This is a genomic window from Streptomyces sp. NPDC044002, from assembly GCF_056434525.1.
The window spans coordinates 67,308-87,247 of record NZ_JBWKEZ010000015.1; the positions used below are offsets into that span (position 1 = coordinate 67,308).

21 protein-coding genes are annotated in these 19,940 nt (G+C 73.0%); 9 read left to right on the forward strand and 12 right to left on the reverse strand.

The genetic code is table 11. The features are described from left to right. Window positions 1–52 precede the first annotated feature (52 nt). Entirely contained in the window at window positions 53–1,057 is a 1,005-nt protein-coding gene (locus tag AC07A6_RS14240; protein ID WP_478777276.1) for an SDR family NAD(P)-dependent oxidoreductase, read from the reverse strand. A 130-nt stretch (window positions 1,058–1,187) separates the two neighbouring features. On the opposite strand from AC07A6_RS14240, the gene AC07A6_RS14245 reads away from it, so the two are divergent. Further along, window positions 1,188–2,378 carry a sensor histidine kinase gene (locus tag AC07A6_RS14245; protein WP_478777277.1) on the forward strand — a complete coding sequence of 397 codons (1,191 nt, stop codon included), beginning with the start codon at window positions 1,188–1,190 and terminating at the stop codon, window positions 2,376–2,378. Next, window positions 2,375–3,037, forward strand: coding sequence for a response regulator transcription factor (locus tag AC07A6_RS14250; protein ID WP_478777278.1), 663 nt, complete (start codon window positions 2,375–2,377; stop codon window positions 3,035–3,037). The genes AC07A6_RS14245 and AC07A6_RS14250 overlap by 4 nt, the downstream gene beginning before the upstream one ends. 68 nt (window positions 3,038–3,105) lie before the next feature. Here the strand turns inward: AC07A6_RS14250 and AC07A6_RS14255 are convergent, their stop codons facing one another. Continuing rightward, window positions 3,106–3,873, reverse strand: a complete 768-nt coding sequence (locus AC07A6_RS14255; protein ID WP_478777279.1) for a class I SAM-dependent methyltransferase — start codon at window positions 3,871–3,873, stop codon at window positions 3,106–3,108. A 93-nt stretch (window positions 3,874–3,966) separates the two neighbouring features. Between AC07A6_RS14255 and AC07A6_RS14260 the strand changes: the two genes are divergently transcribed. After that, window positions 3,967–4,521 (forward strand): winged helix-turn-helix transcriptional regulator, encoded by a 555-nt coding sequence (locus AC07A6_RS14260; RefSeq protein WP_478777280.1) that lies wholly within the window; start codon window positions 3,967–3,969, stop codon window positions 4,519–4,521. A gap of 69 nt (window positions 4,522–4,590) precedes the next feature. On the opposite strand, the gene AC07A6_RS14265 is transcribed toward AC07A6_RS14260, so the two are convergent. Next, window positions 4,591–5,454, reverse strand: coding sequence for a 3-oxoacyl-ACP synthase III family protein (locus AC07A6_RS14265; RefSeq protein WP_478777281.1), 864 nt, complete (start codon window positions 5,452–5,454; stop codon window positions 4,591–4,593). On the opposite strand from AC07A6_RS14265, the gene AC07A6_RS14270 reads away from it, so the two are divergent. Together AC07A6_RS14270 and AC07A6_RS14275 are read left to right on the forward strand one after the other, a co-directional pair. Then, window positions 5,437–5,715: a hypothetical protein gene (locus AC07A6_RS14270; RefSeq protein ID WP_478777282.1), complete on the forward strand. Its 279-nt coding sequence runs from the start codon at window positions 5,437–5,439 to the stop codon at window positions 5,713–5,715. The two genes, AC07A6_RS14265 and AC07A6_RS14270, sit on opposite strands and share 18 nt — an antisense overlap. 217 nt (window positions 5,716–5,932) lie before the next feature. Then, entirely contained in the window at window positions 5,933–6,400 is a 468-nt protein-coding gene (locus tag AC07A6_RS14275) for a hypothetical protein (protein WP_478777283.1), read from the forward strand. A gap of 91 nt (window positions 6,401–6,491) precedes the next feature. On the opposite strand, the gene AC07A6_RS14280 is transcribed toward AC07A6_RS14275, so the two are convergent. Continuing rightward, a complete protein-coding gene (locus AC07A6_RS14280; protein WP_362459859.1) occupies window positions 6,492–6,671 on the reverse strand; it encodes a hypothetical protein in 180 nt (59 codons plus the stop codon). Between the two features lie 109 nt (window positions 6,672–6,780). Further along, complete coding sequence (locus AC07A6_RS14285) at window positions 6,781–7,179, reverse strand: hypothetical protein (protein ID WP_362459862.1); 399 nt, start codon at window positions 7,177–7,179, stop codon at window positions 6,781–6,783. Between the two features lie 183 nt (window positions 7,180–7,362). On the opposite strand from AC07A6_RS14285, the gene AC07A6_RS14290 reads away from it, so the two are divergent. Further along, window positions 7,363–8,352: a LuxR C-terminal-related transcriptional regulator gene (locus AC07A6_RS14290; protein WP_362459864.1), complete on the forward strand. Its 990-nt coding sequence runs from the start codon at window positions 7,363–7,365 to the stop codon at window positions 8,350–8,352. 79 nt (window positions 8,353–8,431) lie between these two features. Here AC07A6_RS14290 and AC07A6_RS14295 read toward each other — a convergent pair whose 3' ends face one another. The 3 genes from AC07A6_RS14295 to AC07A6_RS14305 form a co-directional block, all read right to left on the reverse strand. After that, window positions 8,432–9,187, reverse strand: a complete 756-nt coding sequence (locus tag AC07A6_RS14295; RefSeq protein ID WP_478777284.1) for an ASCH domain-containing protein — start codon at window positions 9,185–9,187, stop codon at window positions 8,432–8,434. 155 nt (window positions 9,188–9,342) lie between these two features. Further along, window positions 9,343–10,065 (reverse strand): hypothetical protein, encoded by a 723-nt coding sequence (locus AC07A6_RS14300; protein WP_478777285.1) that lies wholly within the window; start codon window positions 10,063–10,065, stop codon window positions 9,343–9,345. Between the two features lie 108 nt (window positions 10,066–10,173). Beyond that, window positions 10,174–10,617 (reverse strand): hypothetical protein, encoded by a 444-nt coding sequence (locus AC07A6_RS14305; protein WP_478777286.1) that lies wholly within the window; start codon window positions 10,615–10,617, stop codon window positions 10,174–10,176. A 125-nt stretch (window positions 10,618–10,742) separates the two neighbouring features. On the opposite strand from AC07A6_RS14305, the gene AC07A6_RS14310 reads away from it, so the two are divergent. After that, complete coding sequence (locus tag AC07A6_RS14310) at window positions 10,743–11,723, forward strand: hypothetical protein (protein ID WP_478777287.1); 981 nt, start codon at window positions 10,743–10,745, stop codon at window positions 11,721–11,723. Window positions 11,724–11,794: 71 nt separating this feature from the next. Here the strand turns inward: AC07A6_RS14310 and AC07A6_RS14315 are convergent, their stop codons facing one another. Both AC07A6_RS14315 and AC07A6_RS14320 read right to left on the reverse strand, forming a co-directional pair. Next, complete coding sequence (locus AC07A6_RS14315) at window positions 11,795–12,448, reverse strand: DUF7691 family protein (protein ID WP_478777288.1); 654 nt, start codon at window positions 12,446–12,448, stop codon at window positions 11,795–11,797. Window positions 12,449–12,498: 50 nt separating this feature from the next. After that, window positions 12,499–13,119, reverse strand: a complete 621-nt coding sequence (locus tag AC07A6_RS14320) for a hypothetical protein (protein WP_478777289.1) — start codon at window positions 13,117–13,119, stop codon at window positions 12,499–12,501. 132 nt (window positions 13,120–13,251) lie between these two features. Here AC07A6_RS14320 and AC07A6_RS14325 point away from each other — a divergent pair, with 132 nt between their 5' ends. Then, a complete protein-coding gene (locus AC07A6_RS14325; RefSeq protein WP_478777290.1) occupies window positions 13,252–15,477 on the forward strand; it encodes a sulfatase family protein in 2,226 nt (741 codons plus the stop codon). Between the two features lie 3 nt (window positions 15,478–15,480). On the opposite strand, the gene AC07A6_RS14330 is transcribed toward AC07A6_RS14325, so the two are convergent. Further along, a complete protein-coding gene (locus AC07A6_RS14330) occupies window positions 15,481–16,392 on the reverse strand; it encodes a formylglycine-generating enzyme family protein (protein ID WP_478777291.1) in 912 nt (303 codons plus the stop codon). 109 nt (window positions 16,393–16,501) lie between these two features. Further along, window positions 16,502–17,905, reverse strand: coding sequence for a sulfatase family protein (locus AC07A6_RS14335; protein WP_478777292.1), 1,404 nt, complete (start codon window positions 17,903–17,905; stop codon window positions 16,502–16,504). A gap of 481 nt (window positions 17,906–18,386) precedes the next feature. Between AC07A6_RS14335 and AC07A6_RS14340 the strand changes: the two genes are divergently transcribed. Beyond that, the gene (locus AC07A6_RS14340) at window positions 18,387–19,922 is read left to right on the forward strand and encodes an immunity 49 family protein (protein WP_478777293.1); all 1,536 of its coding nucleotides are present in this window, start codon (window positions 18,387–18,389) and stop codon (window positions 19,920–19,922) included. Window positions 19,923–19,940 lie beyond the last annotated feature (18 nt).

A 19,940-nucleotide genomic window follows, 5' to 3' on the forward strand; every position in this document is an offset into this window, starting at 1 on the left:
GTGGAGCACCTCGGGGACGGGGAGGGGGAGAGGGGATGGAAGGCGCCGGGCTTCAGGCGGTGTTCGGCTGGACCATCTTCCGGCCGGCGGTGCTCCCGCCGTCCACGGTGATGGACGCCCCGGTCATGTACGGGAAGTCGTCGGAGGCGAGGCCGAGCACGGCGCGTGCGATCTCCTCGGGGTCGGCCATGCGTTCGAGGCCGTCGACGTTGAGCGGCCCCCACGCCTGCTTGTACCCCGCCCAGTCCGCGTCCGGGATTCCCGGCGGGCGGACGAAGGGGGTGTCGGTGGTGCCGGGCAGCAGGGCGTTGATCCGGATCCCCTTGGGTCCGTAGGCGAGCGCCGCGGACTTCACCAGGCCCTGGACCGCACGCTTGCTCGCGGTGTACGCGGCCCCGTTCGGCCGGGCCTGTTCGGCTGCCGACGACGAGGTGCAGATGATGACGCCGCGCTGCGCCCTGAGCATGTGCGGGATCTCGTACTTGACCGAGAGGAACACTCCGCGGGCGTTGGTGGCCTGGATGTCGTCCCATTCCTCGACGCTCATCTCGTGGGGCAGTTTGCCGCCGCCTATGCCGGCGTTGTTGAAGGCCACGTCGATGCCGCCGTAACGGCTCGCGACCCGGTCCACGAAGGCGCGTACCTGCGCGTCCACGCGTACGTCGGCCTGGAGGTAGGTGGCTTCGCCGCCCGCGTCCCGGATCTCGCGTTCCACCTGGCGCCCCAGCTCGGCCCGCCTGCCGCAGAATCCGACGTGTGCCCCCTCGCGGGCGAACGCCTTCGCGGCCGCCCTGCCGATGCCGGACGTGCCGCCGGTGACGAGTACCGACTTCCCCTGGAAGCGGCCGCCCTCGGGGCGGGCCCTCGACGGGGCACCGGCAGCCTGCGCGGTGGCGCCGAAGGCCACGCTCCCCAGTCCCAGAGCGGCCGCTCCGCCGAGGAGGGAACGCCGCCCCACGGCAGCGGATCCCGCGTCCGCGCCGGCGTTCGTTTCCGGATTCGTGTCCGGATTCGTTTCTGCGTCCGTGTCCATGTCCGTGTTCGGCTTGGTGTCCATGACGATCATCCTCGCCGCCCGTCCCGGACGGCCGGTTCCGTCCACCGGCCGGACATCGCGGCCGGTGGGAGGAGGCGCCTCCTCCCACGGGAGGACCCCCCGGGCACGGGCGCCCGCCTATCGTGGCGCCATGAACCGATCTTGGATCGAGCTCGCGTTCGACCGGAGATTCGCCGGCATACGGATCCTGGCGCTCGCCGGGGTACTCGTCGGGTACTTCCTGCTGCTGCGGCAGCCGTCCGGGACACGGGACTGGGGTTTCGCCGCGGCCGGGTTCGTGCTGTGCCTCGTCGCCGGGAAATGGGTGTTCGGCGCGCTGCTGGCGCAGTCGGTCCTGCTCATGGCCGCGCACGCGCTGGGCGCGAGCACGGCCTCGTCGTTGAAGGTGCTGGCCGCCGTCACCCTCTTCGAGCTGGCGGTCCAGCGCTCCGGACGCCTCCTCGCCGCCGGGGCGGCGGCACTGGCGCTCACCGTCGCCGTGCACCGCTTCGACGAGCTGCCCGGCGGTTCCCTGCCGGTGCTCTACAAGATGGCGATGGTCGCCGGCGTGCCGCTGCTCCTGGGCTCCTACGTACGCGTGACCCGCGAAGCCGCCCTGCACGCGCAGGAGTACGCGCGGCAGCAGGAGCTCCGTGCGGAGCAACAGCTCCTGGCCGCCCGTACGGCGGAGCGCACCGCCATCGCGCGGGAGCTGCACGACCTGGTCGCCCATCACGTCTCCTCCATGGTGCTGCGTGTCGGTGTCGCCCGGCACGTCACCGCCGGGACCGGCACCACCGACCCGCGGATCACCGATGTCCTCGACGACCTGCACGCCAGTGCCGGCGCGGCACTGGCCGATCTGCGGCGCCTGGTGGCCGTGCTGCGGGCCCCCGGCCGGACCGGTCCGGAGACCGGCTCCCTGGTCACGCCCGGGGCGCTGCCCGCGGCACTGGAGTCGGTGGTGGAACACGTACGCCAGACCGGCCTGACCGTGACGCCCTCCGTGGACCCCCGTGTCGCGGAGCTCGACGCGGTACGCGGACTCGCCATCCTCCGCCTGGCCCAGGAGGGCCTGGCCAACGCGGCCAGGCACGGTGGGCCCGGAGCGCACGCCGAGCTGACCGTGCGGGTGGCCGAGGAGGCCGTGCACGTGACGATCCGGGACGACGGGGCCGGCAGGGCCCGCACGCAGACGTACCCTTCGGGACACGGCTTGATCGGCATGCGCGAGCGGGTGGACCTGCTCGGCGGCCGGCTGGACGCGGGCCCCGCGGCCGAGGGCTGGCGGCTCGCGGCCGAGCTGCCCTTGTCCGCAACCGATATGGAGCCCCGCCTGTGATCCGCGTCCTCGTCGTCGACGACCAGCACCTCGTCCGCATGGGACTGCGCATGCTCTTCGAGCAGACTCCGGACATCGAGGTCCAGGGCGAGGCGGACAACGGCGCGGAGGCCGTACGACTGGCCGAACGCCTCGCGCCCGACGTCGTCCTGATGGACCTGCGGATGCCCGGCACGGACGGCATCACGGCCACCCGCCGCATCCTGGCCGCGCGCCCCGCCACCCGGGTCGTCGCCCTCACCACTTTCGACGACGACGACCACCTGTACCCGGCGCTGGCTGCCGGGGCCTGCGGGTTCCTGGTGAAGGACACCCCTCCCGCCGAACTCCTGGAGGCCGTGCGCCGGGCCGCCGGCGGAGGGACCCCCTTCAGCCGGGACGTCCTCGACCGCCTCGTCGCCCAGGCGGTGCACTCCCGCTCGGCCCCGGAGGTCCCCGGGGGGTCCCGGGACGCTCCGGTGGCGGGCATCACCCCGCGCGAGCGGGAGGTCCTCGGACTGCTGGGCGTGGGGCTGTCCAACAAGGAGATCGCCGACCGGCTGCACCTGGGGGTCACCACGGTGAAGACGCACGTGGCCAGCCTGATGGCGAAGACGGGCCGGGACAACCGGATCCGTCTCGCCGTCCTCGCCGTCCTCGCCGGCATCACCTCGGACTGACCGGCCCACCTCGGACCCGGCGGCCCACCGCGGACCCGGCGGCCCACCGCGGGCTGACCGGCTCGCGCTCAGTCCCGGCGGAGGGCGTGCCCCAGGTACGTCACCACGGGGCTGCCCGCCGGTTCGAGCACCATGTCGACCAGCTCCGGCAGCTGCTCATCGGTCAGCGTTCCGCGCCTGCGCCCGCGGGTCGCCCGCACCAGGCTGCGGACGTCGCGCGGCTTGAACGCCGATACGTCCTGCGCGGACAGCCCCACCCGGTCCAGGGCCTCGGCGATCTCCGCCGGGCGGCGCAGCCGGTGTGCGGCGTAGCGGCCGTGGGGCATGATCCGTGTGCCCGGGAAGGCCTGGAAGGCGCCGAGGTAGATCAGGCGGGACACCGGGGTGCGGTTGACCGTGTCGTAGACGAAGGCCCCGCGGGGACGCAGCACCCGCGCCGCCTCCGCGAGGACCGCGTCCGGCCGTTCGGTGATCTCAAGGGTGTCGGCGCAGTACAGGAGGTCGAAGAAGCCGTCCGGCAGGTCCAGTTCCTCCGCGGGTGTCGTCAGGTAGGTGACGCCCTGCCCCTCGTCGGCCGCCAGGGCGAGGGCCGTCGCGGCGGGGGACGCGTCGGTGGCGACGACCTCGAAACCGAGCCGGGCGAGACCGCGCGCCAGAAGACCGCGACCGCTGCCGACGACGAGCGCCCGGCTGCCGGCCGCCACGAGGCCCGTCGCCGAAAGGACGTGCCGCAGGTATTCGAGCCGTACGGACTGGAAGGTCAGGGCCCGGATGTGGCGGCCGTCGACGGCCGCGGGTCCGGCCGTGTCGAGTGCGATGTGCGGGGTGGTCACCATGGCAGGCTCCCTCGACTCGTCGGGTCAAGTTCCCTGAGTAAACCTAGCATTGGGGAGTTTCCTCAGGGAACCCGGCGGCGATAGGGTGGCCGCGTGGCCCGCACTCCCCTCTCCGGCGTCGCCTGCTCGATCGCCCGCGCGACCGATCTGTTCGGCGACGCCTGGACGGCCCTGATCATGCGCGACGTCCTCGTCGGGATCCGCCGCTTCGACGACCTGGCGGAGGACCTCGGCCTGTCCCGCAAGACCCTCGCCGCGCGACTGGCCCGGCTGGTCGAAGAGGGAGTTCTGGCGCGGGAGCGCTACCAGGCGTCCCCGCCCCGCGAGGAGTACGTGGCCACGGAGAAGGGCCGCGAGCTCTACCCCGTCCTGCTGGCGCTGATGGCCTGGGGCGACAAGTGGTACGGCGAGCCCGCGGGACCGCCCGCCCTGATACGCCACCACGCCTGCGGGCATCTGGCCACGCCGGTCGTGGCCTGCGACTCCTGCCGGGAGCCGCTCACGGTGGCCGGCACGACGCAACTGCCCGGTCCGGGCGGACGGGTCGGGCCGGGCACCCGACTCCTGGGACGGGTGCTCACCGCACGGGGTGAAGGCGACCGGGAGCCGGCCGCGGCAGCGGATCCCGCCCCGCCCGCTCCCCGGTGAGCGGCCCCCGGAGCCTCCGTCATCTGCGCACCGGTCGGGGGCTGGGGTCCGGGATCCGGCCGGGGGTTTTCACCAGCGCAGGAGCATCACGGCGCCGCTGGCTCCGCTGGCCAGGCCGAAGAGGGCGACCGTGTCGCCCTCGGCCAGGCGTCCGCGGCGTGCCGCGGTGGCGAGTTGGAGGGGCAGGGTCGCGGCGGCCGCGTTGCCGGTGTGGGGGAAGGTGGGGATGATCTGCGCCGGGTCGATGTCCATGCGGGAGCGGAAGGTGTCCACGAAGGGCACGGACGGCTGGTGGACGCAGACCAGGCCGAGGTCGCGGACGTCGACGTGCTGTTCCTTGAGCCACTGGGCACCCTGGGCGTCGAGGTCGGCGAACGAGCCCAGCAGGGCGTCGGAGTCGACGTGCAGGCCCTGGGGGTGGCCGGGAGCGTGGTGGGGGTCGTAGAGGGTGGCGGCCGGCCAGCCCGCGGAGTTGGCCAGGAACACCGAGCCGGTGATGCCGGGACGCGGGGAGGCTTCGAGGAGGAGGGCGGCGCCCAGGTCGGCTCCGGTCAGGGAGGTGAGTCCGGTGCGCAGCTGGTCGCGGGTGAGGTGCCAGCGGGAGAGGCGGGTGAGTGTCTCGCCGCAGGTGATCAGGACGCGGCGGTGCTGGCCGGTGCGGATGAGGGCGTCGGCGACCTGGAGGGCGTTGATGACACCGTTGCAGGCGTTGCCGATGTCGAACGCCGGGCATGCCAGGCCGGTCTTGGCCGCGACGATGTGGGCGTTGGCCGGTTCGCGGACGTCGGCGCTGACGGCGGCGAAGAGCAGCAGGTCGATGTCGGCCGGTGTGAGGCGGGCGGTGTGCAGGAGGCGGGTGGCGGCTCGGGCGGCGAGGTCGGAGGGCAGGTCGGCCGGGTCGGCGACGGTCCGCTCGTGCAGGCCGAAGCCCACCCGGACCCGTGGACCGACCCCCGCATCGTCAAGACCGGACTCCTGGACACCGCCGGCCTCCTGGACGACGCCGCCGCCGAACTGCGGGCCCTCGGGACGGTCCGGGCGCGGGAGGAACTGTGCGAGGTCCTGATCCGACAGGGCCGGCCGGCGGAGGCGATCGCCGTCCACCCCACGGCAGCCGAACAGCGCGCCGCCCGGCCGAAGCCCGTCCCTGTTCCGGTGGACGAGAACGGCTACGCCCTGGAACCGCCGCTCTAAGGCAGCGCGCAGGGCGGTGGCATGACCGAGCCCGTGGCTGTGCGTCTCCCCCGCCGGAGGGAGGAACACCTGGTGCCCCAGGTGGATTCGCGGAGCACTCGTCCCTCGACAGGGTATTGACATGCATTGGGGTACTGGATCCAGCATTGCGTACGTCGTCCCCCCGCCGGCCGTCAGGCGGGCAGCGGTTGCGGGCGCCATCGGCTGCCTTCCCTATGTGGCGATGAAGCTCTACTGGTCATGGGGCGGAACGGCGGGCAAACCGGCGGGGATGAACATCGCCGAGGAGTTCAGCAGGCACGGGGCTCCCCGGGTTCTCGTATGGCTGGAGGAACACGGGATCGACTTCACCGCCGTGGGCGTCCTCCTGGGCATCACGCTCCTCGGAGCCCTCACCCGGCCATGGGGCCAGGTCTTCCCGCGCTGGGTACCCGGGCTGCGCGGACGGCGGGTCCCGCGGTGGCTTCTCCTCGCACCCGGATGGGCCTCGACGGTGGCCCTCACTCCCTACGGAGGGCTCGGCCTGGTGGTGATCGCGACCGGCGGACCCTCCACGGCCGACTTGGCCGGCATGTCGCCGTGGGTCTTCGTCATCGGCTTCGCGAACTTCTTCTCCATGGGACTGTCCCTCGGCGTATGCGCCTTGTCCTACCAGCGTCGGACCAAGTCGATGGCGCATCGCTGAATCGGCGTCCGGCCCATGGCCGGTCATCCACGGCCAGGCCGGTTCCGGCCGGGACCAGCGGTCTGCGGGCGGGTCGGTGGGGGCCCGTGGGTCAGGACCAGCCCATGGTGTCCTTGCCGGCGGCGGGGGCGTTCTCCACCGGGGCCGCCTGGGTGGCGGACACGGAGGTCTGCGGTGCCGGCTCGGCCGAGGCGAGCGCGGCGCCGGCCAGGAGGAAGGAGGAGGCGAGGGCGGTGACCGCGGCGGCCTGGGCGAGACGGGTGCGAAGCATGGTCCTGGTCCTTTTCTGACGTGTGGTCGGGTGTCCCGAACCGGCCTGCGTCCCGCGGTGACGCTGTCCGGTTCCTCGTCCGCCGGGCGGTGTTCCCTGCTGACGAGAACTACTCTCGCCGCTGGTCAGACACGGTGGAAGGGGATCCGCCTGGACGCAAAAGGCCTTGGCCCGTTCCGTCCAGGCCCCCCGGCTGCGGGCCGGAACCGGCCAGCAGTGACTCGTAGAACGGCGTGACCATGGGGGCTTGCGCGAGCACCAGCGACCATCCCGTGAACTCCGCGCGCTCCAGGACCCGGCGGCAAAGTGCGGCCCCGGTCGACTCGGCCTCCACGAGGCTCTCGGCCCGGAGGTAGAGGCCGACGACCGGGAACGGCAGCGCCCGCGGATGTGCGGTCACGTGCTCGACACCGTCGCCCTCACGGGCGAGCACGTGCACGAGGGACTTCACCTGCGGGGGAAGAGCGACACCGGGAGGCCCTTGCAAGCGGGCATGCACGAGATACATGAGCACGACGATTCCAAGGGGCGAGCCCCCGGTCCACCGTCCAGAGCTGGACATTTGAGGCCTGGGACACAACCGTCCACAACTCGGGCGGCGGCGATATCGCCCTGCACGCCTGCCGGGAGCCGTGGCATGATCACATTCACCCCAGGGGGATGGGGTGCATGTTTCAAGGGGGGATTCAACGTGCTGACCGCACTAGGACTCGATTCCGTCGCGGAATCCGTGTACCGCGCCATGCTCACCGATCCGCGGGGCGGCGTGGCCGAGATCGTCGCGAGGGTGGGTGCGCCCCGGCAGGACGTACTCGACGCCCTCGACCTGCTCAGCGAGCTGGCCCTGGTCCGCCCCTCGGGCGAGCACGAGGGCCGGATGCGGGCGGTCTCGCCCGACATCGGCATGGAGATCCTGATGGCCCGCCAGCAGCAGGAACTCATGGCGCAGCAGCAGCGCCTGGAGGCCTCGCGCGCCGTCGCCGCGCAGCTCATCGCCGAATACGCCGACCTGCGGCCGGCCACCTCCAGCCCCGGGGTCGAACAGCTCATCGGCATCGACCAGATCCGCGACTGCCTCACCCGCCTGACCCGGGACGTCACCACCGAGGTCATGTCGTTCGCACCGGGCGGCGCGCAGCCCGCGGCGCAGATGGACGCCTCTCGGCCGCTGGACGAGCAGTTGCTGGACCGGGGGGTGCGGATGCGGACCGTCTACCTGAACAGCGTCCGCAACGACCAGCCCACCGTGGAGTACGCGAACTGGCTGGCCGGGAAGGGCGGCCAGATCCGTACCGTGCCCGTCCTGCCCACCCGGATGATCATCACCGACCGCGCCACCGCGGTCATCCCGGTCAGCAGCGACGACACCGCCGCCGGAGCGGTCCTGCTGACCGGCCAGGGGACCCTGACCGCACTGTGCGCACTCTTCGACAGCGTGTGGGCCGGCGCCCAGCCGCTCGGCACGGCCGCACCGGCGGGCAGCGGGGGGCTGAACCCGCAGGAATCGGCCATCATCGCCCTGCTGGCCCAGGGCCACACCGACGAGTCCATCGCCAAGCGCCTCGGCGTGTCCCAGCGCACCGCGCGCCGCATCGCGGCCGACCTGATGGAACGCCTCGGCGCGCGCAGCCGGTTCGAGGCCGGCGTACGGTGCGTGCAGCGCGGCTGGCTGAAGGAGTAGCCCGTACGTGCGGCCCCGGTCGGCCCGCCGCGCCCCGCGCGGCGGGCGGCGGGCGGCGCGGGTGCGGACGGGGACCTCCTCAGTCTTCGGACACCGTCTCGCCGTTGATCCGGAAGGTGACGACGTCGACCTCGTCGGTTGCCGCCAGATCCGGGTAGTGGCCCTTGAGGCCTGCCCGGAGTTCGGCTGCGGTCGTCAGCCCCTCGGCCCGGGCGTCCTGGTCGGTGAGCTCGCTGACCAGGCAGTGCCTGATCTCGGTCACCTCTGCCGGCAGGACGACCTCGGGGTCGCTCTCGAACACCAGCCGTGCCGGCCCGAGCCGGGCCGGGTCCCGGAAGCGGGTGGTCTTGGTCTTGGCGCCGGAACGGACGTCTTCCAGGTAGCGGGGGTTGAACCGGATGATCGGGGGACCGGCCGTCTCGGGGTCCTGGTAGAGCGACGGGTCGAGACCGCTCATGCCCTCCGGGGTCCATCGCTGCGTCAGCGGCATCAGGTCGGCGGCGAGAACGGACCTGGGCCCCTCGGGCGTGGGCACGATGACGCGCATGGTCGGGTAGTAGTCCGCGAAGACCTGCCGGTCTCGCCCGCACGGGCCGACGATCCCGCGCCCGTGGTTCCCCACGGCGACGATGCAGCGCATCTGGCGGGCGCCCTGGGCCCGTGCGGCTCCCAGAGCCACGAGTTCGGCGCAGGGGCCGCCGGTGAAGTGGTAGAGGTTCACACCGGCGAACATCCGGTAGTCGGCGGCCATGACCGCGGCGCCCATCGTGTGGATCCCGTCTCCGTCGGGCCCGGCGTCGGTGTGCGCGTCTATGGTGCGGCGTGCCAGCTCCACGAGCTCACGCTCGTCGTCATCGAGAGCCCTTGCAGATGACGGTACGTACACGTTTCCGGCCTTCCCCTTTGTCAACGGTCGCTGAAGATCATTCCACGCCGCAAAGGTGAGCTCCACGGAATTTCGGCTCGCCATGGCCGCGGGACTCCGGCCGGTCAGTGGCCTGCGTGTCCGTCACTGTGAGCCGGGGGCTCGGCGGTGGGGCCGGGCCGGCTGGAGGTGTGCGGTGCGGGAGTGGTGGCCGGAGAGGGGGTGGTGGCCGGGTGGTGGTCGTCCGCGGCGGGTTCTTCGGCGGTGCCGTGGCTGTGGCCGCCGCCGGGTGTGGCCTCCATGGACGCCGCGACTTCACGCAGGCCGAAGAAGGCGAGGGCCGCGACCGCGAGGACGGTCAGGCCCAGGAGGCTGAAGATGCGGCGGGTGGGGGTGTCGGCGTCCTTGACGACGTAGGCGACGAACGAGACGACGATGCCGGCGGGGACGAGGACGGTGCCGCGGGCGGGGAAGTCGTCGAAGTGCTGGAGGCCGCCGCTGAGCATGCCGATGCCGAAGGAAAGGAGCAGCGAGGAGCCGATCACGACCAGCAGGCGCGGCAGGCCGGGCCGCTCGCGGGTGAGGAGGAACTCGTTGAGGACGGTTGCGCCGAGGAAGACGAGCGCGCCGTAGGCGGCGATGCGGGTGTAGCGGTCGGGGTCGAGGGGGTGGTGGACGACGGCGCCGCTGATGAGGCCGGCGCCGACGAAGTAGCCGACGTAGCCGAGGTAGCGGGCGGCCAGCGGCCGCTGGCGGGGCTGGGCCCTGCGGCGGGCGGCCCGTCCCGCCGCGGGAGTGTCCGGTGTGGTCCGCGGCGTGCGGGCGTCGGAGAGCTGGACGGAGGTCATGTGCGGGTTCCTTGGGTGCGTGCGCGGCTCATCGCCCGGTCGGCCGCGGTGGCGGCGGTCCGGGATGGGTGATGAGAATCAGGACAGATCGGGGCAAAGGGCCCGGATCTATACCTGCTGCACTACGGAGCCGAGGGAACTGCGTGACGGAGGAAGGCCGCAGGGACGGGTCTGCGTCCATGGCTGCGGCGTCATCGCGGTGAAGGAGGCGGACTCGACGGCCACGGCGGTCTCGTGCGGTCCGGGCAGGTCACAGCCCTGCTGCGGGTGCCCGGAGGCGCATGCCTCCGCGGGATGCGGGTGACCGCCGCCGGCGTCGTCGTCCTGGCGGTCGGGGCGCCGGCCGTCGTGGTGAGAGGCGTCGTCATCGCCGGCGGGCGCCAGGTGGGCCACGGCGACGGCGCCGCCGGTGACGTGCGCGGAGGCGCTGTCGGCTCCGGCGGCGTGGGTGTAGAGGAACGCGAACAGCAGCGCGGCCAGCCACAGCAGCCGCAGCGGGCCCGCCTGGTGGCGGGTCCGCGCCGTGCCGGGAGCGGGGCGGGCCGTGATCACACGGTGACCCTACCCGGCGTCCGGAAGGCGTTGTCCGGCGGGTTCGTCACAGCTCCGCAATACCGGCCGGCTGCGACCCGCCGAGGTGGGACCGTCGAAGCGACGACGGTGGCGAGGGAGAGCGCATGGGACGGCAGGATTCCGCCAAGTTCCAGTCGGTGAAGGGCACCGCCCGCAGCAACTGGCCGGGGATCCACGCGCAGATCAACGGGCTGACGGACTCACTGGGCGAGGCCTTGCGGGTGACCACGGGGGACGGCAGCGTCGCCCCTGCGGTACGCAAGGCGATCAGCCGCCGGACGTTCATCGCGGTGGAGGCGACCCAGACGCAGTACCTCTGGGTCCTCTTCGGTCTCCTTGCCGGCATCTTCGCATCGGCGGACTACGCACGGTCCCACCCGCCACCGTCGCCAGGGTCCGCGTTCCTCTTGGCCTGGGGTCTGTTCGCGGCCGCTTTCAGCCTCGCCCTGCTGTTCAAGGTATGGATGCTCTACTTCGCGGTCGGTCACCTGCGCGGCTTCCGGGCGCTCCTGCCGGTTGCGGCGGCCAACCGCTGCATCAAGAGCTGCGCCAGGCTGGTGACCGCACCCGCCGGCCGGCGGCTCGCTGCGGCCCGCGACGTCTCCCGCAGCCTGCGCGATGCCGAGCGCGCGATCCTGGGCGGTCCGCACAGCTCCGGTCTGGTGCCCTGGACGTCCCCCCGCAGAGGGCTCACCAAGGTCCACGCCAGGGTCGTGGTCGCCGCCCTGCGCCGCGCGGAATCAGGGCTCGACACCGACCCCGTCGAAGCGGCACGGGCGATCGCCCGGCTCCTTCGCACCATCGGCGAGAACTTCGCCTCGGGACGGCTGGGGGCCCTCCTCCCGGAGGAAGAGCTCAAAGACCTGGCGCCGGTCAGGGACAGGACGGCCCTGCGGGAGACGCTGCACCTCGTGGCAGCCCTTTGCGTGGTCGGGACCGTCGGATGGGCCGGCACCTGGTACGGCGGGAAGGTCGGGGTCGACACCCCGTGGTCGCTGATTCCCGCCGCCATCGCCGCCGTACTGGTCTTCCCCCGGCTGCGCGCCGCCGGTCCCGATCTGCTCGTTTCGTACCTCGGCCCGTAGGGTCACCGCACTGCGGACTGCGAAGGCGTCACCAGCCGGCGGGCACAGGGCGGTCACCCACCGGGTCGGCCTCAGCCGGTGATCGAGAAGACGATCAAGCCGTCCTCGGCCCACCACCAGGCGCCCTCGCCCTCCTTCCACTCCGAGGCCCAGCCGTCGAGGGCCTCGATGAGCTCGCCGAGGTCGTACCGGAGATCGGCATCGACCCGGTCCAGCACCGCTCGGTAGGCCTCCACGGCGGGAACGGCCTTCGCGAGGGGCCAGCAGCCGATCTCCGGTGAACCCTCCGGGGGATGGGGTATGCGGAACCCGATCTCGGAGGGCGGGCCGCTGAAGAGGTACTGGTAGGGCAGCAGGTCGGCAGGGACGCCCGCCGCGCCGAGGGCGTCGTCCAGGGCGGAGAAGTAAGTGATGGGGCTCCGGTAGCTCGCCAGGGTCGAGCTGTCGCTGGCGTTGTGGTCGATGATGATCTGGAGGGCCGTGTAGTAGGCGCAACCGGCGTAGTCGGCGGAGGAGTCGGCACGGCCGGAGACCAGCTCCTCCAGGGCGTCCGGGACCGACAGCCCCCAGTCCACGCCCTGGCGCTCCAGGCTGTCCTGAGCGGCCTTCGCCCTGCCGCGCATGGTGTCCAGGCGTTCCGATTCGTCGGCGCTCAGGTCCAGGGCGGGCACGAAGCGCACGATCTCACCGGGGTTCGCCATGCTGTAGTTCACTACCTTGCTCATGGCTCCATGCTGCCAAAGGGCACTGACAGTCCGGGCTCCGGGAGCGGTGTCTAGGGCAACCCCACGAGCCCCCAGCCCCGGAGGGCGGCCTCCGTGGTCACGGTGCCCCATTCGCGCAGGAGCGCGGTGAAGTCCTCGAAGGTGTCGGGGCGGCCCGCCCAGCCCTCGCACTCGGCGGCGAACGGTGCGCGCAGCTCGTCGAGGCGGGGTTCCGCCCGCGTCCAGGCGCGGGCCTTGCCGGGCAGGGCCTCGGGAGGGCAGACGAGGAGGAGCGACGGGTACCGGTGGTCGGTGGCCGGCGGGAAGAATCCTCCGCCGCCGGTCTGCGCGGGGTCGTCGGCCGGGTCCGCGTCCCAGATCAGGCCGTCGAGGAAGGTGTCCATCGCCTCGCGGAGCGAAGCATCGGGCAGTGGCCGCATGTCGGCCCAGGCGTCCCCCGCGCGGGCGTGGTGGCGGTAGGCGCCGTTGGTGGTGTGGAAGTCGTACTCGGCGCACCATGCGGACTCCCGGTCCGGGAGCCATGTCCAGCCGCCGCGCGGGCGGCGGACGTATTGCTCGACGTCAGGCTCTGCCGGCCAGACGGCATCGTGCAGCGCCTCGACGCGCTCCTCGGCGGGGATGGCGCTCAGATGCCTCCAGTCCGCCATGAACAGCATGAGATCCAGACCCATGGCGGCAGCATAGGCATGCACGGGGCGGGGGCGTCACAAGGTCTTCATGTGCTGTGCATGGTCCTGGCGGGGGCGGGCGTCCCATGATCGGCGGACAGCGACCGGTCCCGTGCACCCGAGGAGAACTCCGCCATGTCCAGCCGCCGTACGTTCCTGGCCGGTTCGACCGCCGCGCTCGGCCTCGCCGTCGGCGGGGCGCACGCCGCGCCCTCGGTGACGGCCCCTCAGCCGGCGGCGGCCGTCTCCGGCGGCCGGCCGCCGAACCTCGTCGTGGTCCTCGCCGACGACCTCGGCTACGGGGAACTCGGCGCGTACGGGCAGAAGCTGATCTCCACGCCCCGCCTGGACCGGCTCGCCGCCGAGGGGCTGCGGTTCACCGACGCGTACTCCACCGCCGCCGTCTGCGCGCCCTCGCGCGGTTCCCTGCTCACCGGGCTGCACACCGGCCACGCCACCGTCCGCGCCAATCCCTCCTCCGGCGGCCAGGGTTCCCTGACGGCCACCGACACCACGTTCGCCCAGGTGCTCAGGGCCCGCGGCTACCGGACCGCCGTGATCGGCAAGTGGGGCTTCGGCCCGGAGGCCGCCGGCCAGGAGAGCCATCCGGCCGCCCGCGGCTTCGAGGAGTTCTACGGGTACATCGACCACGGCCACGCGCACCAGTACTACCCCGAGTACCTCTGGCGCAACGGCGCCAAGGAGGCGATCCCGGCGAACGCGGGCGGCGCGAAGGCCGTGTACGCCCCGGACCTGCTGGAGCGGCGCGCCCTGGAGTTCATCGGGGACAACGCCGGGCAGCCGTTCCTGCTGCTGCTCACCCCGAACGTCCCGCACGCCCCCAGCGACGTCCCCGACACCAGCGCGTACGCCGGCCGTTCCTGGACGGTCGCCGACAAGGGGCACGCCGCGCAGGTGAGCTACTTCGACGCCCTGGTCGGCAAGGTCGTCGACCGGCTCCGCGGCCTCGGCCTGGAGCAGGACACCGTCCTCCTCGTCACCAGCGACAACGGCCCCCACGAGGAGGGCGGGGTCAACCCCGACCTGTTCGACGCCAACGGGCCGCTGCGCGGCTACAAGCGCAACCTCTACGAGGGCGGCGTACGGGTCCCCCTCATCGCCTGGGGCCCCGGCCGGGTCCGGCAGGGCACCAGCGACCGTCCCACCCCCCTGACCGACGTCCTGCCCACCCTCGCCGAGCTGGGCGGCGCCCCCGCCCCCACCGACGTGGACGGGCTGTCCGCCGCGCCCCTGCTCGCCGGCAGCCCCGACTCGGCCCGCCACGGGCACCTGTACTGGTTCCGCGACGAGCTGGGCGTCACCGGCCGGGCCAACGCCCAGGACGCCAAGCGCGGCACCTGGCTCGCCGAGGCGCTCCGCCGGGACAACTGGAAGGCCGTGCGCTTCGCACCCGAACGCGACCACGCCCTCCCCGACGCGAAGTGGCAGGTCGAGCTGTACGACCTGGCCGCAGATCCCGGCGAGAGCCGCGACCTGGCCGGCACGTACCCGGCCCGGGCCGCGGAACTCGTGGCGCTGATGCGGTCCTCCTGGAAGGACCCGTATCCGCGCGTCCCCTTCGGTGCGCGCGTGGCGCTGCCCGCGCTGGCCGTTCCGGGCGAGGCGTTCGCCGTGACCGCCACCCTCGACAACGGCTCCTCGCGGCCCTGGACCTCCGCCGCGCTCGCCCTGCGCGCCCCCGCCGGATGGACGGTGACCCCCGCGTCCCCCACCGGTGCGGCGCAGCTCGCCGCGGGCGGCAGGCTCACCGTGTCCTGGCAGGTGACCCCGTCCGCGGACGCCGCCCCCGCGACGGCCTGGGCACTCACCGCCGAGGGCAGTGCCACCGCCCCGGGAGGTCCGGTGCGGTACGCGGCGACGGGGACCGTGCCGACCCCGCCGCCGGCCCCGACGCGCGACTCGTACCTCTCCGACCTCGCCTGGATCAGCGCCACGAACGGCTGGGGGCCGGTGGAGCGTGACGCCTCGAACGGCAGGAACGGTGCCGGGGACGGGCCGCCGATCTCCTTCGGGGGCACCACGTACCCCAAGGGCCTAGGGGTCCACGCGCCCAGTGACATCGCCTACCACCTCGGCGGGGCCGCCGTACGGTTCGCGTCGCTCGTCGGCATCGACGACTTCTCCGCGAAGCAGAGCACCGCCGGCGCCACCCGGGCCAAGGTCTACGGCGACGGCCGCCTGCTGCTGACCACCCCGGTCCTGACGGCGGCGGGCGGTCCCGTTGCCGTGGACCTGGACGTGCGCGGCGTACGGGTGCTGCGGCTGGTGGTCGAGGACGCCAACGCCCGGACGTCCTTCGACCACACCTCCTGGGCGCCGGCCCGCGTCACCGTCTCCTGAACCTCAGCCTGAACCCGGACCGGCGGCCACCCGGAAACCGATGTTCCCGGTCGAGCTGTCCGGTGTGTTCGAGCTGCGGGCGGCGACGCGGTAGCGGTTGCAGTAGGAGTCGTGGCAGAGGTACGAGCCCCCGCGCATCGCCCGCGCGGTCTCCTCGCCGGGGGTGAACCGGTCGGCGCACCACTCCCAGACGTTGCCGACCGTGTTGTAGAGGCCGAAGCCGTTGGGCCGGAAGGACTTCACGGGGGCGGTGGACACGTGGCCGTCGGCGCCGGTGTTGAGCACCGGGAACTCGCCCTGCCAGATGTTGCACATGTGCCGGCCGCCGGGCGTCAGTTCGTCGCCCCACGGGTAGCGCCGCTGCTCCAGTCCCCCGCGTGCGGCGTACTCCCATTCGGCCTCGGTGGGCAGGCGGGTGCCGGACCAGGCGCAGTAGGCCTGCGCGTCGTTCCAGGAGACGTGGACGACGGGGTGGTTCTGCCGGTCGGTCACGTGGGAGCCGGGCCCTTCGGGGCTGCGCCAGGACGCCCCTTCCACCGCCCGCCACCACGGAACGCCCGGTACGGGGCGGGACACGGCGGCGACCTCGTCGGCGAGGAACGCGCCGAAGGTGAAGGAGAATCCGAAGCGCTCGGCCTCGGTGGTGTGCCCGGTGGCCTTGACGAAGGTGGCGAACTGGGCGTTCGTCACGGTCGTGGCCGCGATCCGGAAGGGCTCCACGGCCACCTCCCGGACCGGTCCCTCGGCGTCGGCGGGGAAGCCGTCGGGGTCGTCGGTGCCCATGAGGAACCGCCCGCCGGGCAGGGCGAGCAGCTGCCGGGCCACCCGGGACGGCGGGGCCGCGGGGGGCGGCGGGGCGAGGGTGAGCACCGGGGCGTGGGCGTGGGCGTGGCCGGGGGTGCAGCAGGCGGGCATGTCGGCTCCGTGGGGACGATGGGCGGCCGGGCACCCCTGGTGGCGGGGTGCCCGGCCGGCGGTGCGGTGCGGGCGGTACGGGTCAGGCCGTGCGGTCAGGCGGTGCGGGTCAGGCCGTGCGGTCGGCGTGGAGCTGTGCGGCCAGGGCGGGGACGCCGAGGGCCTGCTCCTGGGCCGGGGTGGCCTGGTACAGCTTGTTGGTGAGCTGGAAGGGGTCGTCGACGAGGTCGTAGTACTCGCGGAACGTGACCTGCCCGGTGCCCGAGACGGTGCCGTTCGCGTCGGTCGTCAGGTCGTAGTACTCGGTGTACTGCTTGTCCTTGGCGACGTACGAGGACCAGGTCGGGGCGCCTCCGGCGCCGGTGCCCTGCTTCCACCACTCCACCAGCAGGTGGTCACGGCTGTGGGAGGAGAGCAGGGAGCGGCCGTCCTGGGGTGCGGCCGGGGTGATGCCCGCCGCGTCCAGGATCGTCGGGGCGATGTCGATGTTGGCGACGATCCGGTCGTCCTGGCTGCCCGCCCCCAGGCCCCCGGCCGGCCAGGAGAGGTAGAAGGGCACCTCGTGCGCCGGGCGGTAGGGCACGGACTTGGCGGTCCAGCCGTGGTCGCCCCAGCTGAACCCGTTGTCGCCGATGTAGACGACGAGGGTGTTGTCGAGCTGGCCGAGTGCCTGGAGCTTGTCCTTGAAGGCCTGGACCGCGTCGTCGACGGAGAGCAGGGTGCGCAGCTGCTCGGCGCGGATGGCCTGGCCGTCGGCGAGGGTGCCGGTGGCGTTCCTGATGTACGCCGGCTTGTCGCTGCGGTCCGCTTCGGGGACCGAGGGGCGGCCGTTCCAGGCGGGGACGGCGGTGCCGGCGTACTTCGCCTCGGGGGTGCGGGGGCCGTGGGAGGCGTACGGGGTGACGTAGGCGAACCAGGGCCTGGTGTCGGTGGCGGCCTTGTCGAGGAACTTCAGGGTGCGGTTCTTGATGACGGTGGTGGTGTAGCCGTTGATCGTCTGGACGGTGCCGTCGACGTTCCACTGCGCGTCGACGTACCCGGGCTGGAGGAGGGCGAACTCCTCGAAGTGCGGCGGACTGTCCGCCAGGGTCCAGGAGTTGAGGTACTTGCCGAACAGGCCGGTGCGGTAGCCCGCCTGCTTGAGGTACTTCTGCACGGTCGTGCTCTGGTCGAGCGCGTACGAGGCCTTGTTGTTGCGCACGCCGTGGTTGTGGGCGTGCCGGCCGGAGAAGACGCTGGAGCGCGAGGGGGAGCACAGCGGGGTGGTGACGTGCCCGTTGGTGAACTTCACGCCCTGGTCGGCGAGCCAGGCCACGGTCTTGGGCAGGGCCCACTCGGTGTGCTTGGGCTGGTCGTCGGTGACGATCAGCAGGATGTTCGGGCGGCCCGCGGCGGCGGCCGGGCCGGCTGCGGCGAGCTGCGCGGCGGTGGGCAGGGCGGTGGTGGCCGCCACGGCGGCGGCGCCGCCGAGGAAGCCGCGGCGGCTCACCGGGTGTCGTCTGTTCTCGCTCATGCTGTCTGTTCCTCCTGGGTGCTTCGGCGCATGGGCGCACGGCGGCGGGGCCGCGGTGCGCGAGGGGAGGGACGGGAGTCGGGCGGGGGCGCCAGGTGGGGATCCCGTGAGGGGAAGGGGCGCGGTCAGCGCGCCGGCGCGGCCGGACACAGGGCGCTGGCCACGAGCCCCTGGTCGACGTGGCGGCGCGAGGTGAGGGTTCCTGCTGCCATGGCGATGAGAGTAGGCGCAGCGGAACCCCGGTTCCATGTACGGCGGATGAAATGCGGAACGGCTGCGGCACCCCTGTTCCCGGCCGGACTCGGGCTCCTGGTACTGGGGTTGCCGGCCTTCCCGGCGGGAGGCCTCGTGTTCTGGCCCTCGGCGCTGCTCCTCCTGTTCGCCGCGCAGGCGGACCCCCGTCGGCGCCCCGTCGCCGCCAGAAGGTCTACCTCTGCCCCGGGTGTGGGGCCTCCGGCGGGGGCCTCGTAGGGTTGAGGGGGTGAAGCGAGACGACATGCCCGAGTCCACGCCCGATCCGCGTCTGATGTGGCCCGACGCCGGCAACGAGAGCACCGGGCAACTGCTGCAGGGGACCCGTGTCCGGCTGCTGCCGCCCGAGGCTCTCACCCCCGACATCGCCGACGGCCTGCGGTACGTGCGCGCCGTGGCCGAGGGGCTCGTCCTCGCCTATGCCTACGACGGGCCCACCAGCGTGCGGATCCTCACCGACCACGACCTGGCGCGCGCCGGGCTGGAGGACCTGGGGCGAGTGGCTCACGCGAACCTGACGGACGTACCCGTCACGTACGACGAGGTGCCCATGGAGGGGCGGGGCACGCTGCACTCCGTCTACGGCGACTCCCACTTCGTCGCGACCAAGGCGCTGTACCTGTCGGACCTGGCCCTGCGGGTGACCGGCAAGTCGCTGCCCCGGGCCGGCGCCCTCGTCGTCGTCCCCACCCGGCACCTGCTGGCCTTCCATCCGATCGCCGACGGCTCGGTGGTCGATGCCGCCAACGACCTCGCCTCCTACGCGCTCGGCGCGTACGAGGACGGACCGGGGTCGCTGTCCCCGCGGGTGTACTGGTGGCACCGGGGCGGCCTGACCTCGGTCACGGTCTTCGACGAGGGGACGCGCACGCTGTCACTGCAGCCGCCGCCGCGGCTGCTCGGCATGATGAAGGGCCTGGTGCGGCTCGACCGGGCCGGCCGGATCACCGGCCGGGCCCCGGAGCGGGCCCTGGACGTCGCCGGGCTCCTCGGCGCGACGGCCGGTGCGGTGGCCCGCCTCCCGCAGGACCCGTCGGCGCTCGGCGACGCCTTCGCCTCCGCCCTGGCACTCGCCCACGCCCGCTGCGCCGCCGATCCCGATGTGGACGGGCTCGACGCGTGGGACGCGTGGGCCACGTCCCTGCAACTCGGCTGCGCGCTGTTCACCGGGGCCCCGCCCACGGAGTGCCAGCTGGGCGAGGGGCAGGTCGCGGAGCTTCCCGCCACTCCCGCCGACGCGCCCGCGGACGCCCGCGCCTGGCTCGACGCCGTGTACCTCGCGATCGTGTGCCGTGACCGCGACCGCATCGCCCGGCTGTGCCGGGTGCCCCTGGAGACCCTGCGGCGGGACGAGTCCGTCGACGCCTACGTGCTGCACTGGGTCGAGACCCTGCAGGCCTACTTCGGTGACGGCTCCATGGACGCGGTCGCCGAGAAGCTGCTCGCGACCATGGAGTCGTCCATGCCGGACGCCCTGACCCACGCGCCGGACGAGTTCGTGAACCGGATCGACTACCAGCCCGTCGCGCTCTTCCACCGCCTGATCGCGCGGGACCACGAGGCCTTCGGCAAGACCCTCGCCGAGGCCCTCACCGAACACGGCGCCTACTGGGGCGGTTCCACGGCGCCGCGGGCCCGAGTGGCACTCGGTCCGCTCGCCATGGCCTGCCTCGCCCACGACCGCGGCTTCCCGGTCGTCGGGCCGGAACTGCCGTACCTGCCGGCGTACCTGCTCAACGGCGCGCGGATCGAGACGGTCGACTGACGCCGGCCGGGGCTGCCG